This is a genomic window from Desulfoplanes sp. PS50 (assembly GCF_053851535.1).
In genome coordinates this window covers 21,587-47,938 of sequence record NZ_JBSPZA010000025.1, presented here as the reverse complement: position 1 = coordinate 47,938, position 26,352 = coordinate 21,587, and the positions used below count along the sequence as shown (strand labels likewise).

The following is a 26,352-nucleotide window of genomic DNA, read 5'->3' as shown; positions in this document are numbered from 1 at the left end:
TTTCGGGACAGGAGCATCAGCCCGTGTAGATCCATTCGAGAATGGCCTTCTGCATGTGCAGACGATTCTCGGCCTGATCCCACACCACGGACTGGGGGCCCTCAAGAACATCCTCGGAGATTTCTTCCCCGCGATGGGCAGGCAGACAATGGAGCACCCTGCACTGCTGATCGGCCAGGGCGAGAAGTTCCCCGTCGACCTGAAAACCGGCAAACGCCTGTTCCCGCTTTTTCTGTTCCTCTTCCTGCCCCATGGATGCCCAGACGTCGGTATTGATATAATGGGCCCCGCTGACCGCCTCCTTGGGATCATGGGTGATCCAGATCTTCGCCCCCATCTGGGAGGCTCGTTCAAAAATGGTGCTGTCGGGCTCATATCCCTCGGGGACGGCTATGTTGAGCTGAAAGGGAAAATACACCGCCGCGTTGATCCATGAGTGGGCCATGTTGTTCCCATCCCCCACCCAGGCAACCACGAGATCGGAAAAATCAGGGGTCCGCTCATACATGGTCAGCAGATCGCTCATGATCTGACAGGGATGAAATTCATCGGTCAGGGCATTGATCACCGGAATGGAACCGTACTGAACAAACTCTTCCAGCTTTTCCTGACCAAAGGTGCGGATGACCAGTCCGTCAACGAACCGGGAGAGCACCCTGGCAGTGTCCTTGAGGGGTTCGCTGCGACCGAGCTGACAATCGCGGGGAGTCATGAACATGGTCTGCCCGCCGAGATGACGGATAGCCACTTCAAAGGAGGTTCGGGTCCGGGTGGAGGCCTTTTCAAAAACAAGGGCCAGGGTCTTTCCGTCGAGCAGATCGCTGCGGAAGCCGGAGGTTTTCATATCATGGGCACGACGAACCAATGCCGCAGCCTCGGACTGTTTGAGGTCCTTGATGCTTAAAAAATGTTTCATAATTGTGTGAGAAAGGGGAAAAAGGTTGGTAGTACACAAGGTCTTGGAAAACAAATGATCAGGAAAAGGCATATACGAGGGCAGGGGATATTGTAAAGCCGGGAAACGAAAGGTTCCAAGGCAAATGTGTTCTCTTACACGTACCTGGAATATGGTGGCCGGCTTGCCCCGTTCTGGGCGGTTTGACTGTCTGACCGAGCCAGGCATCGTTCGTCAAGCCGTTGCCGGACATGTTGTCGGAAAACTATGCTCTGATGAAGCAACGGCTTGATGGTACGAGGCCGGCGAGGGAGTTTCAAAGCGCACAGAACGGGGCAAGCCGGCCATGCGAACAAATCAGCCCTGCGAAAGGTTCCCGGCTTGTGGATCGGCTGGCTGGCACGACCTCTCCCTGAAACAATCACTGGCTGCCGGGAGGATTCTCTCTTGGCGGCTGAGGAGAAGATAACGAATCCGGCCGGCTGGAAAAATTCTCCAGAGATTCGGGACCGGCCCAGGCAGGATTTGTGGCCCAGGCCTTGAGAATATGTCCAAGATCCCTGGAAAGCGACTCAAGGACCAGGTATTCCGGTGACTGGGGCATACGGGTCTTGCTGGTCAAAACCATGTAGTCACGATCCCGGCTGCCCTCGACCCTTCCGGAATGGGCCATGGACCAGATGAGCATCTGGGTTTCGGCCTCGTAGATCCTGAAGTTGAAGGCAATGGACGTGACCCCGGTCCCCCCGCCCTGCATGAACCGGGTGATCTCTCCCATGGCCACGAGATCGACCCCCTGGCTCCGGGCATACCGACAGGCGGCAGCGATGCCAGTCCAGGGGGATTCCTCATACACCATGAGTCCAAAAATACGCTGGGAAACGAGGTTATCCCAGATAACCCGTCCGAGTTCGTCACCAACGCGTTGGGAGTTGTCAATTTCTTGTCGGACCATGAAGGGATAGCAGATGCATCCCAGCGGCCGCGACGGGGGATGTAAGGGAGCGACCATAAGCCGTGGAACGGCCCGTTCCACCAGGGGGTCGATATGAACAATCTGGGGGCCCACCTTGGGTTCCCAGGCTATACAACCATTCATGAACAATAAAAATGCCAGTCCGACAAGATAGTGCTTCATAACCTGATCTCCGTACCAGAACGAGGGGTTGCGCATCAATATGACCCGTACCTGCGTCCTCCAAAGGACACTGTCGAACACATCTCATGCAAAAATACAGCCACTGCCCCAGGCAGACACATTTTGTCTCCCAGAGAGCTTTCTGGTACTCGCGTTTATCGACTCCTGGAAATAGGTTGTCACTCTCCACGGTAAATGTTCCACGAATTTCCCCCTTGACGAACCACTTGCAAACGATTCCCGACATCCGTCGCATCCAACGATCCACCTTCAGCCGACCCCAGGGTCAGTACACGGAAACCCATGCAAAAAATCCATTACGATCTCAGCCACATACTCAGCCAGGCCAGTGTGGCCCTGTTCGCCCCCCGTCCCAACAACGAACCGGACACGGAAGCGCTCATGACCATGCTGGGCCAACGCCCCCTGGACAGCTTTCTGCACGCCTTTGCCGTCAGAAAACTGCTGGGGACTTCCCGGGAAGAATTCACCGCTCTGTACACACGGTTTGCCGACGATCCGGTGGTCATGTCACTTTTGTTCATCGTGGTGCTTCTCCGACCTGATTGCGGCAACCTCCTGGAAACCATTCCCGGGGAAACCAGAGAGGAACTCGCCCGACGTTCTCCTCTCAACTACGGCCGTGTCCTTCTCCAGGACGATCACGCAACACACCGCGATCTTATTCAATCATTCCGACGCAACATCGACGAGCACACATCTCTTGATGCCCTTGATATCCAGGGTCCAGCCGACCGGCTCTCCCTGGAATCCGAAACAACCTCCCTGGAGACCCCCATCGCCCAGATCAGACAGGAAATGGGGGAGATGACGCCCGAGCCCCTCCCCCCGCGCATGCAGGTCTTTAACGACGCCATGCACAAGCTCTATTCCATCGGGGCCATCTTCGGACAGGAGATGCGCCACCAGGCCTCCCTGAGCCCCTGGGCCATACAGCGCAATTGGACCCTGGACGTGAGTACATCGAGCGGCACAAACCACTTCCGGCTTTCCGGGCCGCAGACAAGTTACGGACGGGGGCTGGACCTGGAGGGGGCACGGGTTTCCTGCGCCATGGAGGTTGTGGAGCGTTTTTCTTCCTATGCGACCATAAGCGACGGGATGATCACCGGATGCACCCGGAACTATCCGCTTATCAAGGCAGGCTTTGAAAGGTTGAGGGATCAGGGCAGCAATCCCCTTGATCCGCGAAAACTCTGTCTGGAGGCACCCTATGGCGGTGAATCCCTCTACTGGATGGAGGGCCACACGCACGACAAGGGTGACGAACACGTTCCCGCCATGGTCCCGGTCCAATGCGCCTTTCTCTTCTCCAATCTCGACGAACCCGACCTGTTCAGCGGCCTGAGCTCCACGGGACTGGCCTCGGGAACGGTCATGGACCAGGCCAAGACCAACGCGATTGTCGAGGTGATCGAAAGGGACAGCAAGGGGACCCGTCTCTTTGATCCATCCCGTTGTTTCAGAATCACTGCGAAAGACCCTGAATGGGGTCTCTTGCTCAAACGGTATGCCAATCTGGGAATCGAGGTCCAGTTCCAGGATATCACCGGAGAATTGGGCGTCCCCTGCTACCGATGCTATGTCATCGGACCGGAAGGGCAGATCATCACCGGGACAGCAGCCAACCTCGATGGCACCAAGGCACTGATAGCTGCCATGACCGAGACCCCCTACCCCTTTCCAAACGGTCCTCGATCACAGCCCGATCCCAGAGATCTGCCTGTCAAAACAATCGAAGATCTTCCCTCGTTTTCCACAGGTTCCCCCACAGGTGACCGGATTCTTTTGGAAACTCTGCTGGAACGCAACGGACTGCAGGCATACTATGCGGATCTGACCTGCAGACGGCTGGGCTTTCCCGTTATCCGGGCAATCATCCCCGGTCTGGAAATCATGACCGATTTCGACGCGTTTTCCCGGGTCAGCCCCCGGTTATACGCCCAGTACCTGCATCTGAATACAACAAGGTAACTTTCAAAAAAAGTGTTCATGTTTATTGTAAAACTAGTGTAGTATATCTCAGTAATACATACACCTTGTATTGTTGCTTTAGAAAACAATACAATATCTCCTGCATTTCAAGTGCAGCAACAAGAGCAGATGCTCAGTGAAATTTTCATGAAAGCTACGCGTCGATTTCTTGACAATCCATTAAATATCACCTATACGCCTTAAACATCGGACCTAGGCCCATTTCGTTTCCGATCCGTCCAGCAAAGGAGAATCATGGACGACACATCAAATACACCCGCCCTCGTTGTTGAAAATCTGCATAAAAGTTTCGGCTCTCTGGAAGTCCTCAAAGGCGTCTCCCTGACTGCAAACGAAGGAGACGTCATCGCCCTCATCGGTTCGTCGGGATCCGGAAAATCCACCCTGCTTCGATGCATCAATCTTTTGGAGATTCCCGACAGCGGCACCGTGACCCTTCGCGGCGAAAAGATCGCCATGACCAAGGATCGTCACGGCCGGACCAAACCCGCCAACCACAAACAGGTGGACCGCATCCGCACCCGCCTGGGCATGGTCTTTCAGCAATTCAATCTCTGGAGTCACATGACCATCTTGGAAAATGTCATCGAGGCCCCAGTGCATGTCCAGGATGTTCCCAAAAAAAAGGCCGTACAAACAGCCCTGTATTACCTGGAAAAAGTTGGTATTGCCGACAAGGCCAGGGCCTATCCCGCACAGCTTTCCGGCGGGCAGCAACAACGAGCGGCCATCGCCCGGGCGCTGGCCATGGAACCGGCGGTCATGCTCTTTGACGAACCCACGAGCGCCCTGGATCCCGAGCTGGTGGGCGACGTGCTCGAGGTCATGCGCAAGCTGGCCCGGGAGGGGATGACCATGCTCGTGGCCACCCACGAGATGGACTTCGCCCAGGAGGTTTCAACCCAGGTTCTCCATCTGCATGAGGGCGTCATGGAGGAACAGGGCCCGCCATCCAAGGTCTTTAACGATCCGGATTCACCCCAGACCCGTCAATTCTTGGCCCGCTTTCTCTAAGGGCACATGCTACGAACCATAACCCGGAGGAATAATGAAAAAAACATTGCTATGCATACTGAGTCTGATCGCGTTTCTGATGGTCTCCCTGCCTGTTTCAGCTGAACAAAAATGGGATACAGTCCGTATCGGCATCGAGGGAGCCTACCCACCTTTCAATTGGGTGGATGAGAACGGGAACCTCGGCGGTTTTGATTATGACATTGCCAAGGCCATGTGCGAGGCCATGGACGTGGAGTACGAATTCGTGGTCCAGGACTGGGATGGATTGATTCCCGGACTTCTGGCCAAGAAATACGATGTCATCATCGCTTCCATGACCATGACGGACGAACGCAAGCAAAAGGTCGATTTCACTAATAAATACTATATGACCCCCGCCCGGTTTGTCGCCCGCAAGGGATCGAACATCGAAATTTCCAAGGAAGGGCTCAAGGGCAAAACCGTAGGTGTGCAGCGAGCCACCGTGCATGAAAATTTTGTGCGCGATTATTTTGGAAACAGCATCACCATCCGCTCGTACGCTACCCAGGACGAAGCCAACATGGATCTTGAAACCGGACGTCTGGACCTGGTCATAGCCGATGCCGTAGTCCTGGACGAAGGCTTTCTAAAAACCGATATGGGCAAGGACTTTGAGTTTGTTGGTCCGGGCTATACGGACGCACGCTGGTTTGGTGAAGGAATCGGCATTGCCTTGCGCAAAGAGGACGATACCCTGCGCAAGATGTTCAACAAGGCCATCGCCGAGATCCGTGCCAATGGCGTGTATAAGGAAATCAACGACAAGTATTTTGATTTTGACGTCTATGGTGGCGAATAGCCATCTCATATGTCACGGAACCGCCGCACCATGCGGCGGTTCCGTGACAAGGAAACTCTGAGACAATGGATTTGGGATATGGCTGGCTCCTGCTCAAAGGGGCACAACTGACAGTACTTGTGGGGCTTTGCTCCATGGTCATTGCTATGGTTCTCGGCCTGTTGGGTTCCTGGGCCAGGATTACCCGGAACCGGGCGGCAAACATACTGGCCGGCGTCTATACCACCCTGGTACGCGGCGTGCCGGAGCTGGTGCTCATCCTGCTGGTCTACTACGGTGTACCGACCATGATTCAGGACATAAGCGCCTCCCTGGGAACGGAAATCATTCTTGATATCAATCCCTTTATGGCCGGTACCGCTACCATTGGGTTTATCTATGGGGCCTTTGCCACCGAGGTATTTCGAGGTGCCTACCTGGCTGTGGACCAGGGTCAGATCGAGGCCGCCAGAGCCGTAGGCATGAACAAGATCCTCACCTTTCGCCGGGTACTTTTGCCCCAGATGTGGCGGTTCGCACTGCCGGGCCTGGGCAATGTCTGGATGGTGCTCATCAAGGCCACGGCCCTTATTTCCGTCATCCAGCTCCCGGAACTCATGCGCAATGCAGATATTGCTGCCCGCGCCACCCGAAGCCCCTTTACCTGGTTTTTTGCGGCTTCTCTCATCTACCTGGGCATCACCATCCTCTCTCTTCTGGCACAACAGAGAGCCGAGGTCTGGGCCAACAAAGGCGTGCGGAGGGTCTGACAATGATTGATCTCATTCTTGAATCTCTGCCGCGTCTCTTGTCCGGCACCTGGGTCACCATGCAGATCACGGCGATTTCCGTGGTCATCGGCCTGTTTTTGGCCATCCCCCTGGCACTTATGCGTGTTGCCAAGAGTCGTTTGATCTCCTGGCCTGCCTATGCGGTCAATTTTTATTTCCGCGGCACCCCGCTTCTGGTGCAGATTTTTCTCATCTACTATGGTTCGGGGCAGTTTCGATCCCTGCTGGAAACGCTGCATCTCTGGACGTTTTTTCGCGAGGCCTATTTTTGTGCGGTCCTGACCCTGACCCTGAATACTGCGGCATACACAGCCGAAATATTGCGGGGCGGAATCCAGTCTGTTGACTGGGGAGACATCGAGGCCGCCCGCGCCCTGGGAATGTCCAAATGGCTTCAATACCGTCGGATCATCCTGCCCAAGGCCTTTCGTCTGGCCTGGCCGGCCTATACCAATGAGGTCATTTTTCTGCTCCAGGCCACCTCTCTGGTCTCCATCATCACGGTCATGGATCTGACCGGCGTGGCCCGGGTGATCGCTGCCCGAAGCTTTGCCTTTTACGAGGTTTTTCTAACGGCCGCAGCCCTGTACGTCGTTCTTGTATATGCGGTGCTTTTTGCCTTCAAGGCCGTGGAACGTCGACTCAATCGGCATCTGGACGTTGCCGACGACTCGAATATGGTCAATACCGCGCTGTAACCACTATTCATTGTTCGTTCCGGCCCACGATCCGGCAATCGGCACATCTCGCTGATAGATCACGCCAAAAGACGTATATGGGAGAAGGCGCATGGATTTGTTTGAAGTACATGCCGAGACATGTAACCAGGATGGCCTTTGCATCGCGGTCTGCCCGGCGCAGATCATTCGATTCTCTGCTGATGGATATCCGGAACCCACTGTGGAGGCCAATGATTTGTGCATCAGGTGCGGTCATTGCGTAGCGGTCTGCCCCACAGCCAGTCTCACCCACCGGGATATTCCGGTAGAACGATGTCCCCGGGTGGATCCCTCTTTGTTACCGGGCGTGGAGCAATGCGAACATTTTTTCCGAACCCGGCGTTCCATAAGGGCCTATACGAAGCGTCCCCCCAAACCACAAAGCATATCCCGGCTGATCGACATGGCCCACTACGCCCCCACCGGCCACAATTGCCAATGCGTGCAATGGTTGGTTTTAAGCGATCGCCAGGAGATTGATCATCTGGGTGAATTGGTCATAGACTGGATGCGCTGGCTGCTTGAAAACATGAGGGAAGCGGCTGTGGCCATGCACTTCGACCATACCGTAACAAGGTGGGAAAACGGCAGCGATGTCATCTTCCGAGGCGCCCCCATGCTCATTCTGGCCCATGCCGATAGAACGGTGAAGCCGGCCCCTCCCGCCTGCACCATAGCCCTGTCCCACCTGGAACTGGCTGCGCCGACCCTGGATCTGGGATGCTGCTGGGCCGGATATTTCATGGGTGCAGCAGCCAGCTATTCGCCCGTGCAGGAGGCATTACCCCTTCCCGAGGCAAATGACTGCTTTGGCGCCATGATGATCGGCCACCCCAGGTTTTCCTACCAGCGTCTGCCGCTGCGCAAACCGGCACGAATAATCTGGAAGTGAAACGTTTGCTTGGAACAATCTTTTGCCCGATAAGCCCGTCTTTTTTCCATCCCAAAAAACAGGGGATCCAACATGTGTTGGATCCCCTGTTTTTTTACATGCTTGACGCGATTCAAACCCGCAACCACCCGGTTGGCATGCAGCGCAATACAGCTCACATCCGGGATGACTCTGTCTCCCAGGTCACTTTTTTCTGCTCTTCAGGGATACCTCAGTGGGATGGACTGCAGACCGTGTCCACAGCCATCTCTGTGAGGGAATCCATTACCTCTCCATGATCGTACCCGGCCAAATGAAGGATACCGTGGGCGAGAAGACGGACGAGGTGCTCCCTGGGCTCCTGACCGTAAAGGTGAATCTCACGGGTCAGGGTATCGATGGACAGAGCGAGCTCACCGAGGAAGGTCTCACTTTCGTCGGAAGATGCCGGGAAACTGAGGATGTTCGTTGGACCTTTACAGCCCAGAAAGACTTCATTCAAAACGACGATTTGCCTGTCGTCCACACATTGCAAAGAGAGAACCCGATCCTGCAATCCCAGACAGTCAAGGATCGCCGTGAGCAGAGGAAGCAGTTCGGACCGGCTCAGGGGAAGACAGGGGTTGAGACGGGCCCTGGTTTCAAGATGGATCATGGCCTGCCCCCCTGATCTCGGTCCGTGAAAAACGCTCGTAGGCGTGAACGATCCGCCCCACCAGAGGATGGCGGATGACATCGTCGTCCCTGAAACGGACAAAGTCTATCCCTTCTATTCCCTGAAGAATCTTGGCCGCCTGGACCAGACCGGAAGGAGCCTTGCCCGGAAGATCGATCTGGGTCACGTCCCCGGTGACCACCGCCCTGGCCCCGAACCCCATCCGGGTCAGAAACATCTTCATCTGCTCGGGGGTGGTATTCTGAGCTTCGTCAAGGATAATGAAGGCATTATTCAGGGTTCTTCCACGCATAAAGGCCAGCGGAGCCACCTCGATGAGCCCGGTTTCGAGCATCTCCTGAACCTTGTCCACCTCGAGCATGTCGTGCAGGGCATCGTACAGAGGACGCAGGTACGGGGTGATTTTTTCCACGAGATCACCGGGCAGGTATCCGAGCTTTTCTCCTGCCTCCACGGCCGGACGCGTCAGGATGACCCGCTTGACCTCTCGTTTCAAAAAAGCGGACACGGCCAGGGCAACGGCCAGATAGGTCTTGCCCGTGCCGGCCGGACCGATTCCAAAGGTCAGGTCGTTGGTCCTGATGGACGCAAGATAATCCCGTTGGGTCACGGTGCGGGGACTGATGGTCTTTTTGGGCGAGACCACGAACAGATTGTCCTTGAAAAATGTCTTCAGCGAGGTCGTGGGTTCCCGGGCCAGAATGCGCAGAGCGCAGTCCACATCCTGGGTATGAATCCGGTGTCCCGTGCGGGCCAGTTCGTACAACTGGTTCAGCGAGGAACGGACCAGTTCGGCCTGTTCCTCGTCCTCGGAGGAAACAAACACGGACGTCGACCGGGTCTGGACATCCACGCCGGTCCTGTCCCTGAGATACCGGATATTCTTGTCCCTGGGACCGAAAAGTTCACGGGCGCCCTGGGCATCCTCGAAATGAAGTGTAAATGATGATTCCATATGATCAGGGGGGTTGAATTGACAAAAAATTCGACACAAACAATGCGCGATACAGGTCGGATATGACGTGAACAAAAGATATGTTCACCATGCGCGTGAAGATCCGAAAAAACAGAGGGATAGACGAATACGTCTGATGCTCTCATGTGCTCGGAAGTGCCTACGCGGTTTGCATCCAGCCGTCCAATGAAGCAAATCAACACTGGCAAATGGAGATCAAATCCGCTAGGTGGACCTTCGACGGCACGCAAAGAACCCCCTCACCATCCATCATACCCGATGACCATGGATCTGAAACTTTTTCTGACCACATTCCTGACCCTCTTTATCGCGGAGATCGGCGACAAGACCCAGCTTGCCTGTATCTGCCTGGCCGCCAAGACCCATAAACCATGGACGGTCTGGCTGGGCGCCTCTGCGGCACTGGTTCTGGTCAGTCTGCTCGGGGTGCTCCTGGCCCAGGTCGTCACTCAACATGTCCCGGAGAACATCGTCAAAAAGGTGGCAGCAGCCATGTTCGTGGGCATCGGCCTCCTCATGTTCGCGGACAAGGTCTAGTGTCCCCACGTCTTCCTGCAACCAGCAGAGGGTACCCCCTATATGGATATCTACGACATCTTCTTTTTTCTTTCCCTGGGAGGAGGCTTTCTCATGGCCTTCAATCTCGGGGCCAACGATGTGGCCAACTCCATGGCCTCGGCCGTGGGAGCCAAGGCCATTTCGGTCAAACAGGCCGTGTTCATCGCAGGCACCCTCAATTTCGTGGGGGCGGTCTTTCTCGGTTCCCATGTCACGGCCACGGTGAGCAAGGGAATCATCAATCCGGCCCATATCACCGACCCGAAACTGATCATGATCGGGATGTTTTCGGCCTTGCTCGCCGCCGGGATTTGGGTACTCATCGCCACCCTGACAGCGTTGCCGGTCTCGTCTACCCATTCCATTGTCGGTGCAATCATGGGGTTTGGGATTGTTGCAGGGGGGCCGGGTGTGGTCAATTGGCTCAAAATAGGCGGAATCGTGCTCTCGTGGATCATCTCACCGTTTGCTGCAGCAGCCATCGCCTTTCTTATTTTCAGCCATATCCGGAAGACCATCTTTTTCAGCCGACAGTTCATCCATCAGGCCAAAAAATGGGGGCCTATATGGATGGGATTCACAGTAACCCTGGTGGTCCTGTCCCTGCTGTACAAAACTCCTGTCGGCAAAAAAATGGCATTATCCCTGCCAATGGCCATGGCGCTTACCGGCTCCATGGCCATTGGCGTCTGGGCCCTTGGCAGACGCATGGTCAACCGGATCGTACGCGACGAAACCGAAGGCGCCGAAGGGGTGGAGCGGATCTTCCGCAAGCTCCAGGTCGGAACCTCATGTTACGTGGCCTTGTCTCAAGGGGCCAATGACGTTGCCAACGCCATCGGCCCGGTTGCGGCCATCTATCTTATAGCCAGGGAGCATCAGCTTCTGGCCCAGGCCCAGGTCCCCATGCCGGTTCTCGTGCTGGGCGGATTCGGGATCGCCCTGGGTATCGCTGTACTTGGACACAAGGTCATGGCTACTGTAGGAGACAGGATCACCCGCTTGACCAACACCCGTGGATTTGCCGTGGATTTTGGCGCCGCCAGCACGGTCCTGGCCGCCTCGAATATGGGTCTTCCGGTCTCAACAACCCACGCCGCCGTGGGAGCCGTTGTCGGGGTCGGATTGGCCAGGGGTTTCTCGGCCGTTGATTTCGGGGTCATCGGAAAGATCGTCATCTTTTGGCTGTTGACCGTTCCCATTGCCGCCTTCACATCAATCGTCATTTTCCAGCTGCTTCGCTGGACCATTTATTGATAAATCTGAGTAAGTTAATAAATTCTAGAGAGTTTGAACAGTTTGGAGATTCACGCCCCGTTGGAGTTTCCAAGAGGTTGGTAGCTGATTCGCCCCTATCGCAGATGTCTTCAACTCGTTACTGCTGAAATTTTCTGTCGATATAAAATTTTTCCACCAAGGAGTATACCCATGTCCAAGCTTCCCTTTTTCGGGCTGTTAGCCCCCAAATGTCCCATGGAAGGGTTGGTCGAGCATTACGACAAGATCGCCGAATGCACTCATGTCATTGGTGAATCTCTGGAGTGCTATGTGTCCGGAGTCGGTGCCTGTCGGGAATTCACCGAACTGACCCGTGAAATCGACGCCATCGAGGACCACGCCGATTCCATCAAGCGAAATATCCGCAACCACCTTCCCCGACGTCTTTTCATGGCTGTCGATAAAACATTGTTCCTCAACTACACAAAAAGTCAGGACAATATCCTGGACGCCGCCCAGGAGGCCCTCCAATGGCTGGGGATGCGTCAGGTGGCCATACCCGAAGGAAACTTCCAAAAAATGCTCATCGATCTGCTCGAGGAAGTCAGGGAGACCACCGAGCTTTTGGGTCCGGCCCTGCGTGGTACCATCGGGTTCGTTCATGGGGAGACCATGGACAGAATGGCCCTCAAACAAAAATACCAGGCGGTCCGCAGACAGCACCATGATGCCCAGAAGCTGAGCAGGAAACTGACCGAGGCGATCTATAACTCATCCATGGATTTCAAGGATATTTACCAGCTGATCCATTTCGTGGATTGCATGGTGGACATGAGCCATAACTGCGAAAATTGCGCGGATGTCCTGCGGACAATGATCGCGAGATAGGTTTTCACGGATAGAGGATACAAGGATCACGGGACCTCCAGTAAATCGTCGACAATGCGCCTCTCGCGGTGACCCCCCGTCCACAGCCCAGGTCGTGATGGATCGATAATTTCTGCGCCCTGCCTACTGCACACTGCCTACTGCACACTGCGCACTGCGCACTGCCGACTGCGTACTGTACACTTGTACGCTGTGCCCTTTTTTCCCACGTCCCGTATTCCCGTTTTACCCCCTTAACCTGAGCCGTTCTTCCAGCGAGGCATCCACCTCTACGAGCAGGGTTTCTTCCACCTGATCGACCAGCACCTGTCCCAGGGCAGCGCCCTTGATTTTTCTGACATTCTTGACCTGGGCGCAGATGACCTGGGCCTTTTTTGTCTGCCTCTGCCAGCTGGACAGGGCCGCAATCACCGCGGCCTGCTCGAGACTGGCCCGAGGGACCGTCTGGGTGCTGAAATCCCGTTTCAGAATGACATGTGCTCCGGGGCCGTCCTGGGCATGCAACCAATAATCCTGAGAACCGGCCAGCTGACTGAGTAATTGATGGTTGGCCTTTTGATTCCTGCCCCGGATAAGCAAAAAACCATCACTGGTCCGATAGAGATTGACCGCCAGGGACCTGTATTTTCTGGGGACTCCAGGAGCGGGGCTGTTTGGTAATGCACTGATTTCCTTTTCCCTGTTCCCGGCAAGAATGCCGGACGTCTCCACCTCCTGCATCTCCCTGACCAGGGCCTGCCTTCTGGCCTCGACCATAGGGAGTCCCCGCGTGCCCTTTTTGGCCCTGGCAAAAAAGCGGGCCATGTTTTCACTCACGGTCAGGGACGGATCAAGGTCCAGGCAGCGAGTTTCCCCCGCTTCATCCTGCAGGCAGATCGTGGCGAGCCGCGAACCACCGTTCAGACGATAAAGATTGGCCTGAATCAGCTGACCATGCTTCTTGCCGAGGATCATCTTCGCAAGCCTGGACCGGTCCCGCTCGACACGGCCAAGGGCCTTCTTGAGGTGACGAATCCGCCTGGACACACGACGTTTCTGCTCATCGTCCTGGTTGATCATACCTGCAACACGTGTCGTCCCATACCTCTCGGCCGCATCCAGGGCGGAGGCAAAACCCTGTGCAGCCCTGCCCTCTTCCCGCCACAGGCTGAGTCGGGCCTTGTCACTCCCTCCAAGAATCCAAAAGGTCTGCGGAGCAACCCCCTTGCGCAGCCTTTCAAGAAGCTGTTGTTTCTCTTCCCGGGTCATATGCTGCAAACAATGACGCACCGGGGGGGTTATCTGTGGATAGATCTCCCAGATACGCTTGCTGGTTGCGATATCATCGACATCCGGCCAGGAGGGTTCTTTTCCGAAAAGGGGATCGAGCTCGTTGACCAGAGAGATCCCCGTGCGCAGATCCAGGAGCATATAAACGGTCGGTTGGCTGCCAATGAGCCAGGCCATCCTTCGGGAAGGCCAGTCCACAAGGACCTGAAGGATGCGATGGCCTCGGGTCCGCTTGCGCAGCCACATGACCTGACCTGAAGGTTGCGGCTTGTTGTCCGGTTTGGACGAAGAAAGAAAAAAAAATCCCCGTGAAGGGGATGCGTGAAGGACGAGATACCCGGAGGAACCCAGATCTATGGTGAAGGTGTTTGCCGCGGGATCAAAAATTTTTTCAATGCGCACACCGGTAATACGCGCTGCAAGCTCTTTTGCAGCATACCGGAAAAAGTTGGCTTCCATATCTATTCACTGTTTTTGCTCCCAACGGGAGAACATGGCCAGAAAAAAAGGAAGTACGTGACTCCACGCACAAGGTGAAGGCAGACAAAAGCCGTCATGCCGCCATTGAGACGTGCATGTACAGCGAAGAACGCGGTTTTTACCCATGGTCCGGACGCGTCACTCGCAAGATATCTTTCAGACAGGCCAGTCAGGGAAAAAACGGAGAGTTAATCGCCCCGCAGCCTTTCTTCCTCTTCCTGCCTGCTCTTGCACTCGATACACAGAGTCGTCACGGGTCGCGCCTTGAGCCGGGCAATACCGATTTCCTCGCCACAGTCTTCACAGATCCCAAAGGTTCCGTCTTCAATACGCTCAAGGGCCTCTTCGATCTTCTTGATCAGCTTGCGGTCCCTATCCCTGAGCCGAAGGGTGAAGGTCCGGTCTGATTCAGCCGAGGCCCTGTCCGCCGGATCGGCATAGGACTCACGATTCTCGGACATATCCTCAAGCGTATCCTCTCCCTGCCGCAGAATTCCCTGGAGCATCTCATTTAGATGATTGCGGAAAAATTCAATATCTTTTGCATTCATGAGCTTGACCTCCTTGTGTGTTCAACGCTGAACCATTCAAACCGGGCGGGTATATCCCAAGACATTGAAAAAAGTAAAGCAGATCCTTTGTGTCAGACAATAAGCTTAAACGACATCTTCAAACAATCAGAACGCCTCTGTCAAACCCATTGTCATCTCAAAACTCGGTGGAATCAGTTCCCAGATCAGACCCCATGCGCAGATTATACCTATAGCTACCATTGCCTTGTGCGTCCATGGTCAATTTGTATTTTTCTCGGTATGATTCCCACCCTTTCCACCTCCGGCGTTGTCGGTACTCCTTTGGTTTGGTGGTGATTTTTTATCCATACGAACTCCTTGCCGGGCACGATATCAACGCACAATCAAACCGGGTACAAATTAAAATATTTCGATTTTACAATAAGTTAGCAATGCAGTCGATTTTTCCTCCAATTTTTCATTTTCTCTTGACACCCGACACCCCCTCGGCTAGAAGGTCTTCCCTGTTGAGCGGGAATAACTCAGCGGTAGAGTGCAACCTTGCCAAGGTTGAAGTCGCGGGTTCAAATCCCGTTTCCCGCTCCAACATGAGGCGGCATAGCCAAGTGGTAAGGCAGAGGTCTGCAAAACCTTTATTCTCCAGTTCAAATCTGGATGCCGCCTCCAACCGCGGGAATAACTCAGCGGTAGAGTGCAACCTTGCCAAGGTTGAAGTCGCGGGTTCAAATCCCGTTTCCCGCTCCAAAAAAACAAGGCCGGATTGTATCCGGCCTTTTCCTTTTCAGGACGCGACATCTTCTGGATCGTCTGTCGCGTATAGGTCTCACACGTCAATCTGCGGCCAACCCATCCGTAACGACCCAGTGTAAGAGGACACCTCCATGGCCCCTTCAATCCCACCAGTCGATGCATCCCTCGAAGATCTTCTCGCCTTTGCCAGACAGCGGTTTTCCATTGTCTTCAAACCGGTTCGGATCGGTGAGTTGACCCTCGAGATCACCCATATCGACAATATGACCGACTACCTGGACCAGTTGGCAAATCAATCCGGCCAGGGCAAAAATATCGAACTTCCCTTGTGGGCAAAAATATGGCCTGCCTCCACGCTTCTGGCACTCTCCGTGGCCCAATTTCCTTTTGATCGGAACAAACGCGTCCTGGAAATCGGTGCCGGACTTGGCATTCCAGCCCTTGCAGCCGCAGCCCGCGGATTTTCAACGACAATCTCGGATATCAACAAGGATGCCCTGCTCTTCGCCCGGATCAATATCCTCAAAAACGGGCTTGAAAAAACGGCCAGGGTCCAACCACTGAATATCCTGACCCAGGATACAGAAGAGCCCTTTGATCTCATTATGGGTTCCGAAGTATTCTATATCAAGGATTGTGCCGCCCAACTGATTCGTTTTCTGCGCAACAGCCTGACGCCGGAGGGTATGGCCTTGTTCACCCGGGACACCTCCCGTAAAGAATACGATTTTTTGACCCAGGCAGCACCCTTTTTTGAAATCGGAACCAAACAGATCGGGTACACGGGCAAAGGCAGCGACGCTGCTTCCTCTTTCCAGACCGCTTTGTACCGTCTCACCCCCAAAACCAAGGTCACCCCCCAATGATCACCCTGGGTTCCTGCCTCAAAAAGTATCACAAGGATCTGGACAAGGCATGCTCCCCGGCCGAAACCGTGGCTCGAGTGAAACAGGCCCTTGCCACAAGCGGCCAGAACATTCTTGCTGAAAACCGACGGATCGATACCGGACGTCTCGGCATCCCCGTGTTCATGAGTATTTGCGGTGACCATGCCAAGACAGTCATGCCCGGACGCAAGCAGATGGGCAAAGGGGCCTCCCCGGACCAGGCCGAGGCCTCGGCGCTCATGGAGCTCATGGAGCGATACGGATTCTTTACCTTCTGGAACGATGAGACCCGGTTCACCTCCATGACCTGGTCCCAGGCGGTCCAGGCATTCGGCCAGAAACTGATTCCCATCCAGGAAATTCTCCACTCGGTCGACGATCCCTGCACCCCTGAACAAGGGGCGGCAATTCTCGACCTGACCGCCTGGAAATTCAGCAAGGCCCTCGACCTGAAAACAGGTCGCGAGGTCATGGTTCCAATTGACTGGTTCAGGCAGCTCAACGAATACAACGGGTCGTCAGCCGGAAACACCGACAGCGAGTCCATCCTCCAGGCCGTTTGTGAACTCGTGGAGCGCCATGTCTGCGCCCTTGCCGACCGGAATCACCCGATCCTGCCGACCATAGCCGTTCATGAAGATGACGACCCGATCCTGGTTGAACTCATGGACAAATTCCGCGTCCAGGGCATCGAGGTCACCCTCAAGGACATGACCGGCTCCATGCCCCTGCCGACGGTTGCGGCCCTGGCTGTTGATCCGAATACCTTTCCGGAACACAGCGAAATCGTTTTCACTGCAGGCACGGCAACCTCGCCGGCCAAAGCGGCCATACGGGCCCTGACCGAGGTGGCTCAACTGGCGGGAGATTTTGAAAGCAAGACAACCTACGAACCCTCCGGCCTTTCCAAATACACCACCATCGAAGAAACCGCCTGGATCACCAAAGGGCCAAAATGTCGTCTCTGTGATCTTCCCTCCATTGCATCCAACGACATTGGCCGTGAACTCGAACACGCCGTCAAGGCCCTGGCCGAACAGGGATATGCGGTCTACACCCTTGCGACCACACTTGAATCTTTGGGAATACCCACCCACTACACCTTTATTCCGGGCTTTTCGTTCAGGGAGCGTACCCCTCACGCCTCACTGGGTATGCTCACAGGCAAACGGATCCTTGAAACCGCCTCTTTAGATGAGGTCGAGATACAATTGGACCAGTTGGAAAAACTCTGTCCTGGAGCCCATTTTCTGCCTTTTTTCCGGGCCCAGCTCGCCCTGAACCAGGGCAATCTCCAGATGGCCCTCACGTTGTTCGCCCGGTCCGAGGACGTGCAACCCGACGACGAGAATCGGGCCATGTCGGCATTTTATCAGGGTCATTGTTTGACGTTGCAGGAACAATGGTCAGAGGCCATTCTCCATCTCACCCGGGCCATATCCCTGCAGGAAGACGTCAAGGAGTACCACAATCTCCACGGGGTTTGTCTGTTCAAGCTCGGCAATTTCGCCCAAGCGGCCCGTTGCTTTAGCAAAGCCCTTGCCCTGGATGCCGGCTCGGCCATGGACATGGCCAACCTGGGGCTTTGCTACCAAAATACGGGTCAAATCGATCAGGCCCTCGCCTGTCTCCAAGAGGCCGTGACCATGGACCCATCCATAGAGTTTGCATGGGAACACCTGGTAAATCTGGCCTCCCAGACGTGATCCCCGTCCTTTTTTCGTACACAATCAAACCCGAAAACCGTTGACAAGTCAGGTGATCGACATCTAAGGGTGTGATGTCTTTTTTATGTGATCTGTTTTTATTCAGCTGACATCAAATGACGAAATCAGGCATTCTCCTCTTGCAGGAAGCGAATTCTTCGTCTATAGACCTGAATCGAAGATGCAAGGATGGTTTGTGTATGAATAATCCCCCCTGGGAGCTATCACAAACCAGCGTTACATAACCTTACGAGAGGAATTTGTTACAGCAGATTAGCAGTACGGTGATACTCGTTAATCTCACTAATCATTTAAGGAGGTTATTCGTATGGCAATGGTCGAATATGAGGGCAAGCAGTTTGATGTTGATGAAGACGGTTTCCTGTTGAACTTCGAGCAGTGGAGCCCTGAGTGGGTCGACTTCGTAAAAGAAAGTGAAGGCATCAAGGAAATTACTGACGAACATCAGAAAGTCATCGACTTTCTTCAGGACTACTATAAGAAAAATGGTATCGCTCCCATGGTTCGTATCCTTTCCAAGGTTACCGGTTTCAAGTTGAAACATATCTACGAATTGTTCCCCTCCGGACCGGGTAAGGGAGCCTGTAAAATGGCTGGTCTTCCCAAACCCACCGGCTGCGTATAATCGAGCATCCCGTTGGACACAAAAAAAGGACGATCTTTTGATCGTCCTTTTTTTGTGTCCAACAACCCTATCTGCCATATCTGCACCTCAAGGCAAATTTGTTCTCATACACGTACCTGGAATATGCTGGTTGGGCCCTGCCGGAGCATCATGGTATATGCTTTTGGATATACTTTTTGCGGTTCTTTTCAAAACGCATGGTCGTCCAGACGGCCGCCCCCCCGAGGGCACAGATGGTAACCACGATAATGACCACCTTGTAGATCAGCCATTTCTGAGCATCCAATGCGTAGCCCCACGGTTGCCCGGTCTTGAGTCCCCACATGATAAGCAAAGGGACGATCACAATGGACAGGATCAGGCAGATGACCTCGAACCAGAGGAAGTTCTTCCCGAACAAAAGCATGAACAATGTCGTGTCCCTGATGAAAACCAGACTCTTCAGATGTTCGCGAAGCCGGTCAAGGGCATCCCCCGCTCTGATCATCCCGACATGTCCTTTTTTAAAGCTGTCAGGATGATAGAGATTGAGTCTGCCGATGACATTCAATTCCCTGAGACAGATATTGAAATCCCGGTTAAAACGCCTCAGGAACTTGGAAAAAGGAAACCATCCCGCCTCCTTCTGAATTTTTTCCAATTCGTTGTACATGTTCTTACAATTGATGTGAAGTTCCTGAATATCCTTTTCCACCCTTTTCTGGATATCCCTGGCAAGGGATTCGCTCTCTCTGGCGAGATGCACCAGGTGGACAAAATTTTCCTTGTCCCGGTGGGTGAGCATGGCCGCCAACCGGTCCTTGAACTCGTCATGGGCCGGATGATCCGAGGTAAACCATTGCTCCACAGTACGCCGTAATCCCTCACTCTCCTCGATGCACAACTTGGCCATCTTTTGGGCTTTGTTCCACGGCTTCCACAGGCCGGACATGAGATGCAAATGCCCCCGCTCGAGTTCCGGATCGATCAGGATCATGTTCATGACCCGAGGGTCTTCTTCGATGAGATCCAGAAAAATACCCAGGGCCTGTTCGGCAAATCCCATTTTGAGCAGACATGCGGCCTGACGGTACTTGGCCTCGAGCATGGCCGGACTCATGCGGACGGCCTCACGATAGAGATGCATGGCCTTTTCATATTCCTGCATGACCTCGTGCAGCCTGGCCCGTAGATACATATGATAGGATCGATGCAACGACGTGAAGCTGAGCTCTTCGGCCTCCTTCCAGAATCCAAGGGCATTTTTGAACTGCCCCCTTTCCATGGCGATGAGCCCCTGCAAGGTCTTTCCCTTGTAGTTTCTGGGACTATTCTGCAGAAAGGTTTCGAGATGGGTGGTCGCCGTGGCCAAATCCCCGTTGCGTAATCGATGCAATCCCGCCCACGAGGCATCATCCTCCTGGGGCATCAATTCCTTGAGTCCTCGGGGCCAGTCTTTCCCTTTACTCCGCCACACAAGGCGCATGGTTCTGAGTTGACACGGGGCATTGATCTCGAAAAAAGCGGTCATGACCACCGATGCGTCATCTTTTTCCTGGATAATATTCTTGATCCCCTCAAGACCATTTTCGGCCAGCATCTTGTCGATGCGGCTCAAGGCCAGCTGCAGTCTGTCAGGATCCAATTCGGCCAGGGCATCATGGATACCTACGTCAGGACTGAGGATCATACGGGTGGGACATTCCCTTGAAGGATGATTGCAAAGACCGCAATAAAAACAGGGGGGATTATCCCCGTCCATAACATGGTGGGGCAAAAAAATTTTTAGCCTGCCGATACTTCCCTCTTCCCCTGTCTCGTCAAGGACCATTTTGACAAGGCTATCCAAGCCGGTTTGCTTCTCAAGCGGCACAAGGGTCCCAACGGGTTGAAAGGGAGACCCGAGTTGATAGACTGTCTTGAGGGGTAAATGGATGAAATCGGATTCTAAATAATCCCAGGACACATCAATTTTCTGGGACAATTCCTTGCTGAAATGAAGACTGCCCTTTTCCACCCCCAGATAGATACAGGGCCACGCCTTGACCTCCTCGTCACTGCCGTCAATAAGCCCCATAAGCTCCAGGCAGATGGTCTGAAGCATCTGGTAGGTCTTGCAATAGAGCACAACCTCCATTTTCTCGGAATAGAGAAACTTGATTTTGAGTTGGTCGAAAAGCTTTTTCAACCGTGCGGAATAGACTCTCCATCCATCGACAAAGTTTCGATCCAGGGCATTTCCAAGGGGCTTGATGATCAGAAACCAGGCCAAAGAGGTTGAATAATCCAATCCCACATCGACCGTAAGTCGGGTCCACTGCCCCTGAGACAGGCCCTCCCGCTGGACAGGGGCGAAATGGAGTCCGGGAGCACGGCGAAGTGTCACGTCCACCTGCGGGGCAACCAGGATATCCAGCTCCTTGGGAACGGCAATCTTCTGACTGACAATGGTCTTATCCACCGCTAACCCGATGGTGAAATCATAGGCCACCAACAGCTTGGCCGGAAACACCTGAACGGACAGAGCCAGTGGGTGGATCTGGGACCATGTGTAGATCTGGGCCAAACTCTTGAAGACCTCTTCTCCCGGGAAGAACCACAAGGCATGCTCGGTTTCCCGGGCAATGGCGAAGCCCCCGTAGCTGGACAGGGTCTGGGCCACAGTATCGGAGAGGGTATCCTCCCAAACAAGCCACAGAGCATACCCCTTGGCCACGACAAAGGCCTCTTCCTTCTGCTTCAGCTGTCCGACAAGAGATGAAAGATGGTACACGAAACACTATCCTTGAGAGAGGGTGGAAAAAACTGAAACCGCCAAAACAGCAAAGGGTCAGACATCGTCCAGCCAGGGCTCGAGAAGCTCCCGGAGACGCAGGGCCTCGGTGACCCGCCCGCGTTTCAAACATCCCTGCATATAGATCAGCGCCTTGAAACGCAGCATCTCGATGAGCTTGTGCTTTTCATCGCCATGCACATCCCCTTTTTCGAGAAGATTGCGCAGGGCATACAATCGATACAGGTCAAGACCGATGATCCTCCCTGAAAGCTGATCCGCCCGTCCCCCGGTTTTGATCACCAGGGGTTCGGGGACAAGACCGACAGGATAGCGCAAACCGGTTTTGAGCCAGAGATCGTAATCCTCGCAGGCAGGCAGGCTTTCGTCAAAAGGGCCGACCGCGTTCCACAAGGTCTGGGTGAACATGACACAGGACGGGCTGATCAGGCAAAGGGCCAGAGATGGAATAAAAAACCATCCTGCGAATTTGGTATGGATATGTTTGGGGTTGACCCGTTTCCCCCGGCGAATCCATATCTCCTCGGTCTGGGAGATATGAAACCCGCCCGCCTCCATGAACCGCAATTGACGCTCGAGTTTGGTGGGCAACCACTGATCATCTGAATCAAGCAGGGCGATAAAGCGCCCCCGGGCATGCGCGATCCCCAGATTCCTGGCCGCACTGACCCCTTTATTTTCCTGGCTGAATACCCTAAGACGGGTATCCTTGATACAGGAGGCACAGGCCAGGGTATTGTCATCGGATCCATCATCGACCAGCAGGATCTCCAGATCCGTCCAGGTCTGCTCCAGGACTGAAGCGACCGCCTTTTGGAACAGTCCGGATCGATTGTATGTGGGTATAATGACAGAGACAAGGGGCATGGCAGCGGGTGCAGGATACGCCTGCTTTCTGGGTGTAAAAAATGTGAGAGAGTTGAGAGATCGAACATCCTGAGGCCAACTCTTTGCATTGCCTTGCATCTCGTAAATTCAACGTTTTCAATGCGTTAAAATGGCCCTGCATATGCCAAAAAAAATACGTCAGGTAGTTGGAGCTAAACAAGATTCCCGAATACCCATGAAAATCATCCAGGTCGTCAATGTGCGTTTCTTCAACGCGACAGCATGGTACGGACTCTATTTGAGCAAATTGCTCCTGGAGGCTGGACATGAGGTCCGCATTCTGGGGCTTAAGGGAACGGAGTCCTTTGAAAAAGCGTGTTCGTGGGGACTTCCCATTAGCCCAATGGACCTGAATACGCAAACCCCCTGGGGGGTGATCCGACTCTCTCAAGAGATCATCAGGCTACTCGAGTACTTTCGCCCTGACATTGTCAATTGTCACCGGGGGGAATCCTTTGTCCTTTGGGGGCTTTTGCGCAAGTACACGCAAAATTTCAGACTGGTCCGCACCCGGGGAGATCAACGTCTGCCCAAGGCGAACATCTTCAACCGGGTTCTCCACCGCCACGTGGCCGATGCCGTCATCTCCACCAACACCCGGATGACCAACCATTTCACAACCAGATTTCATCTCGACCCCAAACGTCTTTTTCAGATCATCGGGGGCGTGGATCGGTCCAGATTCTTTTTCGACCCCAGGGGACGCGCCGAAATCCGCCAGGAATTCGGCTACACTGATCAGGATGTCGTCATCGGTCTTTTGGGGCGATTCGATCGGGTCAAGGGACAAAAAGAGACCATCGAGGCCGTGGCCAGGGCCAGGAACCTGATCGGCTCGAAAACAATCAAACTCATGCTTCTGGGATTTGAGACGGATACGAGCGAAGCCCAGGTCAGACAATGGATCAAGGAAAACCGGATCCAAGACATTACCGTAATCACGGGCAAGCGGACCGACATCCGCGCATGCATCAGCGGGCTTGATCTCGGGGTGGTTTCTTCCCTGTGGTCCGAAACCATTGCCCGGGCCGCCCTGGAGATCATGGCCTGCTCCATCCCCCTGATCGGAACCACGGTAGGGGTGATGCCCGACCTGCTCCAGACCCACGCCCTGGTGCCACCCGGCGATGTCCCCGCCCTGGCAGACTGTTTTGCCCGAAGCGTCAACGATCCCGGCTTTCGTCAGACCCTTCGCAGTCAACAGGCCGCAACCATCGAACATCTTTCCGGCCAGGACTTTCTGAACCAGACCCTGGCCATCTACAAGAGTTTGCTCGAGCACAGATCCCCTTCCTGAAATCACCACCCTGAGTCACTGTTCCCAGCCGCTGCATCCCCTTGTTAATTCTCCAACCCTCTCAAATTTCTTCAATCTCTTAACTCCCTCAAATTTCTTAAATTTCTTAAATTTCTTAAATCCCCCCTGTCGTCGAATCATAACAACTAATTGTCACGTTCCCATTCTTTTCATTCCAGCTTTCGCCGGACACAGCAATCCGTCCCTATGGTGATTCATATCCCGCCTCCCTGCCTCCCTGCCTCCCGCCTCCCGCCTCCCTGCCTCCCGTCTCCATTCTCCTGCGCACTGCGCACTGCCTTCTGCGCACTGCCTTCTGCGCACTTGCCTTTTTCCCTTTTTCTTGTTTTTTCTCCCTTCCTGTGAAATGGTCAAACCATCATGTTGTAACCTGCCGATTCATTCCACTCATGCCATGGGGGAACTACCATCATGTCTTTCAGATCATCGGTCCGTTATATTCTGCTCCTGGTCTGTCTGGGACTTATGACAGCCTGTGCCCATACGGGATCGCGTCAAAAACCAACCGCGATCATGACCACCGAGGCGTTCAGCTTTTTCAACGGTGAGTATGAAAACACCCCGCTCATGCGCAAACGCCCGCCGAACTCCGTGGCGGTGGCCCCCTTTCACAAGGCGGATCCCAGTGCCTGGTCTCTGGAGATGGACAGTGAAGACCCGGCCGCCATCGTGCGCAAGGGGATGTATAATCACATCTCCTCCCTGCCGTTTAGTGATCTGGAAATGTATGAAACCGATCTCAGGCTGAAAAACGCCGGTCTGGACACCCCGGAAAAGGTCAGGGAACTGCTGGAGACCAATCCCAAAAAACTCAAGTCCCTCCTTGGGGTCGATGCCCTGGTCACCGGCGACATCACCCATTTCGACCGATTGTTCGCCGGTATCTTCTCCCAGATCGCGGTCGGCTGCGAGGTGCAGATGTGGGAGCTCTCCTCGGGCAACCTCCTCTGGAGGGCCAAAAATGTCAGCCGGGCCACGGCCGGCGGTGTTTCCCTGACCCCCATCGGCCTGGCCATGAGCGCGCTGGCCTCTGTGTGGAACCTCAGGGAAGAGGCCATGCTCGAGCAAAACGACAATCTGTTCCGGGAAATCGTCAGCAGCATCGAACTGCCGGAATCCGTACTGGCAACCCGACAACCAATCCCGCGAATCGATCTGTTCACCTACATGAACGCCGACCATCCCTTTACGGCCGGACAGACTGTCTCCTTCCGGCTGATAGGCGATCCCGGGGCCAGGGCCTATGTGGATCTGGAATCCTTCCAATCCGGCATCGAGCTTTCACCGGTCCCTGCAGCAGTCAAGGCCGCCCTGTGGGAAGAAACCCTCACGGAGATCAAGAAACAATATGTTGCCAACGGCCACGAGCTCACCCCTGAACTCTCCGCGGCCATTGAAAAGGAGCTGGCCCAACGGGAGATTTATGAAGGCGTCTATATGGTCGAGCCCGGCAGGCAGGCCTATGGCCTGATGCCCAAAGGCTATCTGGTCGCCACGGCCGGAACCCAGGCTACACGCCTCGATCCCATAAACCTGGTGGATATCGACTCCAAGGCTCCCGAGATTCCCGCAGGTCTGATCGCCTCGCCGTTGAACAACAAAATCGAACTCAACTGGACCGCATCAGACGAACCGGACATCACCGTGTATGAGATCTGGACCAGCCCGACCCCAAAATCCGGTTTCACCCTGCTCGCCAGCAAAGAGTCCAGCAGGCACATGCTCCAAGACCAGACCAATTTCGAACCTGTCTATGTCGCAATCCGGGCTGTGGACAAGGCCGGTAATGAAGGCGAATTCACCCAGCCCGTGAAAGCGGTCGCCCTTCCCCATCCCAACCTGTACGCATTTGCCCAGCCCGGTCCTGTTTTGGGCGGGACTGTGGATGAATCCATCCTCTTACGTGCGGCCAAAGGGCCCTTTATCGTTGAAAAAAACCTGGTCGTCGGCCCCAGGGGGGGTATCTATGCGGAACCCGGAACAACCATTCTCTTCCGGCCGGATACGGGATTGGTCGTGAACAAGGGCGGGCTGTTTCTCTACGGACAGCCCGATCGCCCCATCGTCCTTCAACCCGAAACCGCCACTGCACCCTCGGGAAGTTACCAGGGTATCACCATGATCGATGTGCCGGGCGGGGTCATGACCCATGTGCGCATCTCCAGGGCATCCACCGGGCTCAAGCTCGTCAAGGCATCTCCATCCATTTCCCATACAGAGATCACGGCCAGTTCCCAGGTCGGGATCGATCTGGGTGATGGAGCCGGGCCGGAAATGACAGCCTGCCATGTGCACGCCAACCAGGGCATGGGCGGCATCCTCATTGCCGGGGAAGGGGTGTCCCCAAAAATCCATGGGAATATCTTTGAAAACAACACCCCCTTCCAGGTTCAGAGCTTTGTCCCCGTGCAGATCGACCTGCGCAACAACTATTGGGGGAGCCCAGAGCCAAGGCCGGATTTGTTTCTCGGGGAAGGCTTGCTCATCGATCCTGTATTGTCCGCTCGGCCCTGATCACCATGATCGCTGAACCATGTATT

22 protein-coding genes and 3 tRNA genes are annotated in these 26,352 nt (G+C 54.5%); 17 read left to right on the top strand and 8 right to left on the bottom strand.

Annotated elements, in window-relative coordinates; genetic code table 11:
* Positions 1-16: 16 nt before the first annotated feature.
* Both argF and ACTVJH_RS11570 read right to left on the bottom strand, forming a co-directional pair.
* Complete coding sequence (argF, locus tag ACTVJH_RS11575) at positions 17-919, bottom strand: ornithine carbamoyltransferase (protein WP_455990788.1); 903 nt, start codon at positions 917-919, stop codon at positions 17-19.
* Between the two features lie 397 nt (positions 920-1,316).
* Positions 1,317-2,033, bottom strand: a complete 717-nt coding sequence (locus ACTVJH_RS11570) for a hypothetical protein (RefSeq protein ID WP_455990752.1) — start codon at positions 2,031-2,033, stop codon at positions 1,317-1,319.
* Between the two features lie 303 nt (positions 2,034-2,336).
* Between ACTVJH_RS11570 and ACTVJH_RS11565 the strand changes: the two genes are divergently transcribed.
* The 6 genes from ACTVJH_RS11565 (at position 2,337) to ACTVJH_RS11540 (ending at position 8,267) form a co-directional block, all read left to right on the top strand.
* Positions 2,337-4,028 (top strand): YcaO-like family protein, encoded by a 1,692-nt coding sequence (locus ACTVJH_RS11565; RefSeq protein ID WP_455990749.1) that lies wholly within the window; start codon positions 2,337-2,339, stop codon positions 4,026-4,028.
* A gap of 255 nt (positions 4,029-4,283) precedes the next feature.
* Positions 4,284-5,063: an ABC transporter ATP-binding protein gene (locus ACTVJH_RS11560; RefSeq protein WP_455990746.1), complete on the top strand. Its 780-nt coding sequence runs from the start codon at positions 4,284-4,286 to the stop codon at positions 5,061-5,063.
* A 34-nt stretch (positions 5,064-5,097) separates the two neighbouring features.
* Positions 5,098-5,886: an ABC transporter substrate-binding protein gene (locus ACTVJH_RS11555; RefSeq protein WP_455990743.1), complete on the top strand. Its 789-nt coding sequence runs from the start codon at positions 5,098-5,100 to the stop codon at positions 5,884-5,886.
* 65 nt (positions 5,887-5,951) lie between these two features.
* On the top strand, positions 5,952-6,635 hold the full coding sequence (locus ACTVJH_RS11550) for an ABC transporter permease (protein WP_455990740.1): 684 nt from the start codon (positions 5,952-5,954) through the stop codon (positions 6,633-6,635).
* Positions 6,636-6,637: 2 nt separating this feature from the next.
* Positions 6,638-7,354, top strand: coding sequence for an ABC transporter permease (locus tag ACTVJH_RS11545; RefSeq protein ID WP_455990737.1), 717 nt, complete (start codon positions 6,638-6,640; stop codon positions 7,352-7,354).
* A gap of 91 nt (positions 7,355-7,445) precedes the next feature.
* Positions 7,446-8,267, top strand: coding sequence for a nitroreductase family protein (locus ACTVJH_RS11540; protein WP_455990734.1), 822 nt, complete (start codon positions 7,446-7,448; stop codon positions 8,265-8,267).
* Between the two features lie 211 nt (positions 8,268-8,478).
* Here ACTVJH_RS11540 and ybeY read toward each other — a convergent pair whose 3' ends face one another.
* Both ybeY and ACTVJH_RS11530 read right to left on the bottom strand, forming a co-directional pair.
* The gene (ybeY, locus tag ACTVJH_RS11535) at positions 8,479-8,901 is read right to left on the bottom strand and encodes an rRNA maturation RNase YbeY (protein WP_455990731.1); all 423 of its coding nucleotides are present in this window, start codon (positions 8,899-8,901) and stop codon (positions 8,479-8,481) included.
* Entirely contained in the window at positions 8,888-9,877 is a 990-nt protein-coding gene (locus tag ACTVJH_RS11530) for a PhoH family protein (protein WP_455990728.1), read from the bottom strand. Before ACTVJH_RS11530 ends, ybeY begins: the two co-directional genes overlap by 14 nt.
* A 285-nt stretch (positions 9,878-10,162) precedes the next feature.
* On the opposite strand from ACTVJH_RS11530, the gene ACTVJH_RS11525 reads away from it, so the two are divergent.
* From ACTVJH_RS11525 to ACTVJH_RS11515, 3 genes are all read left to right on the top strand, one after another.
* Entirely contained in the window at positions 10,163-10,435 is a 273-nt protein-coding gene (locus ACTVJH_RS11525; protein WP_455990725.1) for a TMEM165/GDT1 family protein, read from the top strand.
* Between the two features lie 42 nt (positions 10,436-10,477).
* Positions 10,478-11,713 carry an inorganic phosphate transporter gene (locus ACTVJH_RS11520; RefSeq protein ID WP_455990722.1) on the top strand — a complete coding sequence of 412 codons (1,236 nt, stop codon included), beginning with the start codon at positions 10,478-10,480 and terminating at the stop codon, positions 11,711-11,713.
* 171 nt (positions 11,714-11,884) lie between these two features.
* Positions 11,885-12,562: a DUF47 domain-containing protein gene (locus ACTVJH_RS11515; protein WP_455990720.1), complete on the top strand. Its 678-nt coding sequence runs from the start codon at positions 11,885-11,887 to the stop codon at positions 12,560-12,562.
* Positions 12,563-12,787: 225 nt separating this feature from the next.
* On the opposite strand, the gene ACTVJH_RS11510 is transcribed toward ACTVJH_RS11515, so the two are convergent.
* Both ACTVJH_RS11510 and dksA read right to left on the bottom strand, forming a co-directional pair.
* Positions 12,788-14,290, bottom strand: a complete 1,503-nt coding sequence (locus ACTVJH_RS11510) for an NFACT RNA binding domain-containing protein (RefSeq protein ID WP_455990717.1) — start codon at positions 14,288-14,290, stop codon at positions 12,788-12,790.
* A 209-nt stretch (positions 14,291-14,499) separates the two neighbouring features.
* A complete protein-coding gene (gene dksA, locus ACTVJH_RS11505) occupies positions 14,500-14,862 on the bottom strand; it encodes an RNA polymerase-binding protein DksA (protein ID WP_455990714.1) in 363 nt (120 codons plus the stop codon).
* Positions 14,863-15,354: 492 nt separating this feature from the next.
* Here dksA and ACTVJH_RS11500 point away from each other — a divergent pair.
* The 6 genes from ACTVJH_RS11500 (at position 15,355) to ACTVJH_RS11475 (ending at position 18,833) form a co-directional block, all read left to right on the top strand.
* A tRNA-Gly gene (locus tag ACTVJH_RS11500) sits at positions 15,355-15,429 on the top strand.
* 6 nt (positions 15,430-15,435) lie between these two features.
* Positions 15,436-15,510 (top strand) — tRNA-Cys (locus ACTVJH_RS11495).
* A 3-nt stretch (positions 15,511-15,513) separates the two neighbouring features.
* Positions 15,514-15,588 (top strand) — tRNA-Gly (locus ACTVJH_RS11490).
* A gap of 137 nt (positions 15,589-15,725) precedes the next feature.
* A complete protein-coding gene (locus ACTVJH_RS11485) occupies positions 15,726-16,460 on the top strand; it encodes a class I SAM-dependent methyltransferase (RefSeq protein ID WP_455990711.1) in 735 nt (244 codons plus the stop codon).
* Positions 16,457-18,187, top strand: a complete 1,731-nt coding sequence (locus ACTVJH_RS11480; RefSeq protein ID WP_455990708.1) for a tetratricopeptide repeat protein — start codon at positions 16,457-16,459, stop codon at positions 18,185-18,187. Before ACTVJH_RS11485 ends, ACTVJH_RS11480 begins: the two co-directional genes overlap by 4 nt.
* Before the next feature lie 328 nt (positions 18,188-18,515).
* Positions 18,516-18,833 (top strand): TusE/DsrC/DsvC family sulfur relay protein, encoded by a 318-nt coding sequence (locus tag ACTVJH_RS11475; RefSeq protein WP_455990705.1) that lies wholly within the window; start codon positions 18,516-18,518, stop codon positions 18,831-18,833.
* A 148-nt stretch (positions 18,834-18,981) separates the two neighbouring features.
* On the opposite strand, the gene ACTVJH_RS11470 is transcribed toward ACTVJH_RS11475, so the two are convergent.
* Both ACTVJH_RS11470 and ACTVJH_RS11465 read right to left on the bottom strand, forming a co-directional pair.
* Positions 18,982-21,585 (bottom strand): tetratricopeptide repeat protein, encoded by a 2,604-nt coding sequence (locus tag ACTVJH_RS11470; protein ID WP_455990702.1) that lies wholly within the window; start codon positions 21,583-21,585, stop codon positions 18,982-18,984.
* A gap of 57 nt (positions 21,586-21,642) precedes the next feature.
* On the bottom strand, positions 21,643-22,473 hold the full coding sequence (locus ACTVJH_RS11465; protein ID WP_455990699.1) for a glycosyltransferase family 2 protein: 831 nt from the start codon (positions 22,471-22,473) through the stop codon (positions 21,643-21,645).
* Between the two features lie 196 nt (positions 22,474-22,669).
* Between ACTVJH_RS11465 and ACTVJH_RS11460 the strand changes: the two genes are divergently transcribed.
* On the top strand, positions 22,670-23,791 hold the full coding sequence (locus ACTVJH_RS11460; protein WP_455990696.1) for a glycosyltransferase family 4 protein: 1,122 nt from the start codon (positions 22,670-22,672) through the stop codon (positions 23,789-23,791).
* A gap of 432 nt (positions 23,792-24,223) precedes the next feature.
* Positions 24,224-26,326 carry a right-handed parallel beta-helix repeat-containing protein gene (locus ACTVJH_RS11455; protein WP_455990693.1) on the top strand — a complete coding sequence of 701 codons (2,103 nt, stop codon included), beginning with the start codon at positions 24,224-24,226 and terminating at the stop codon, positions 26,324-26,326.
* Positions 26,327-26,352: the final 26 nt, after the last annotated feature.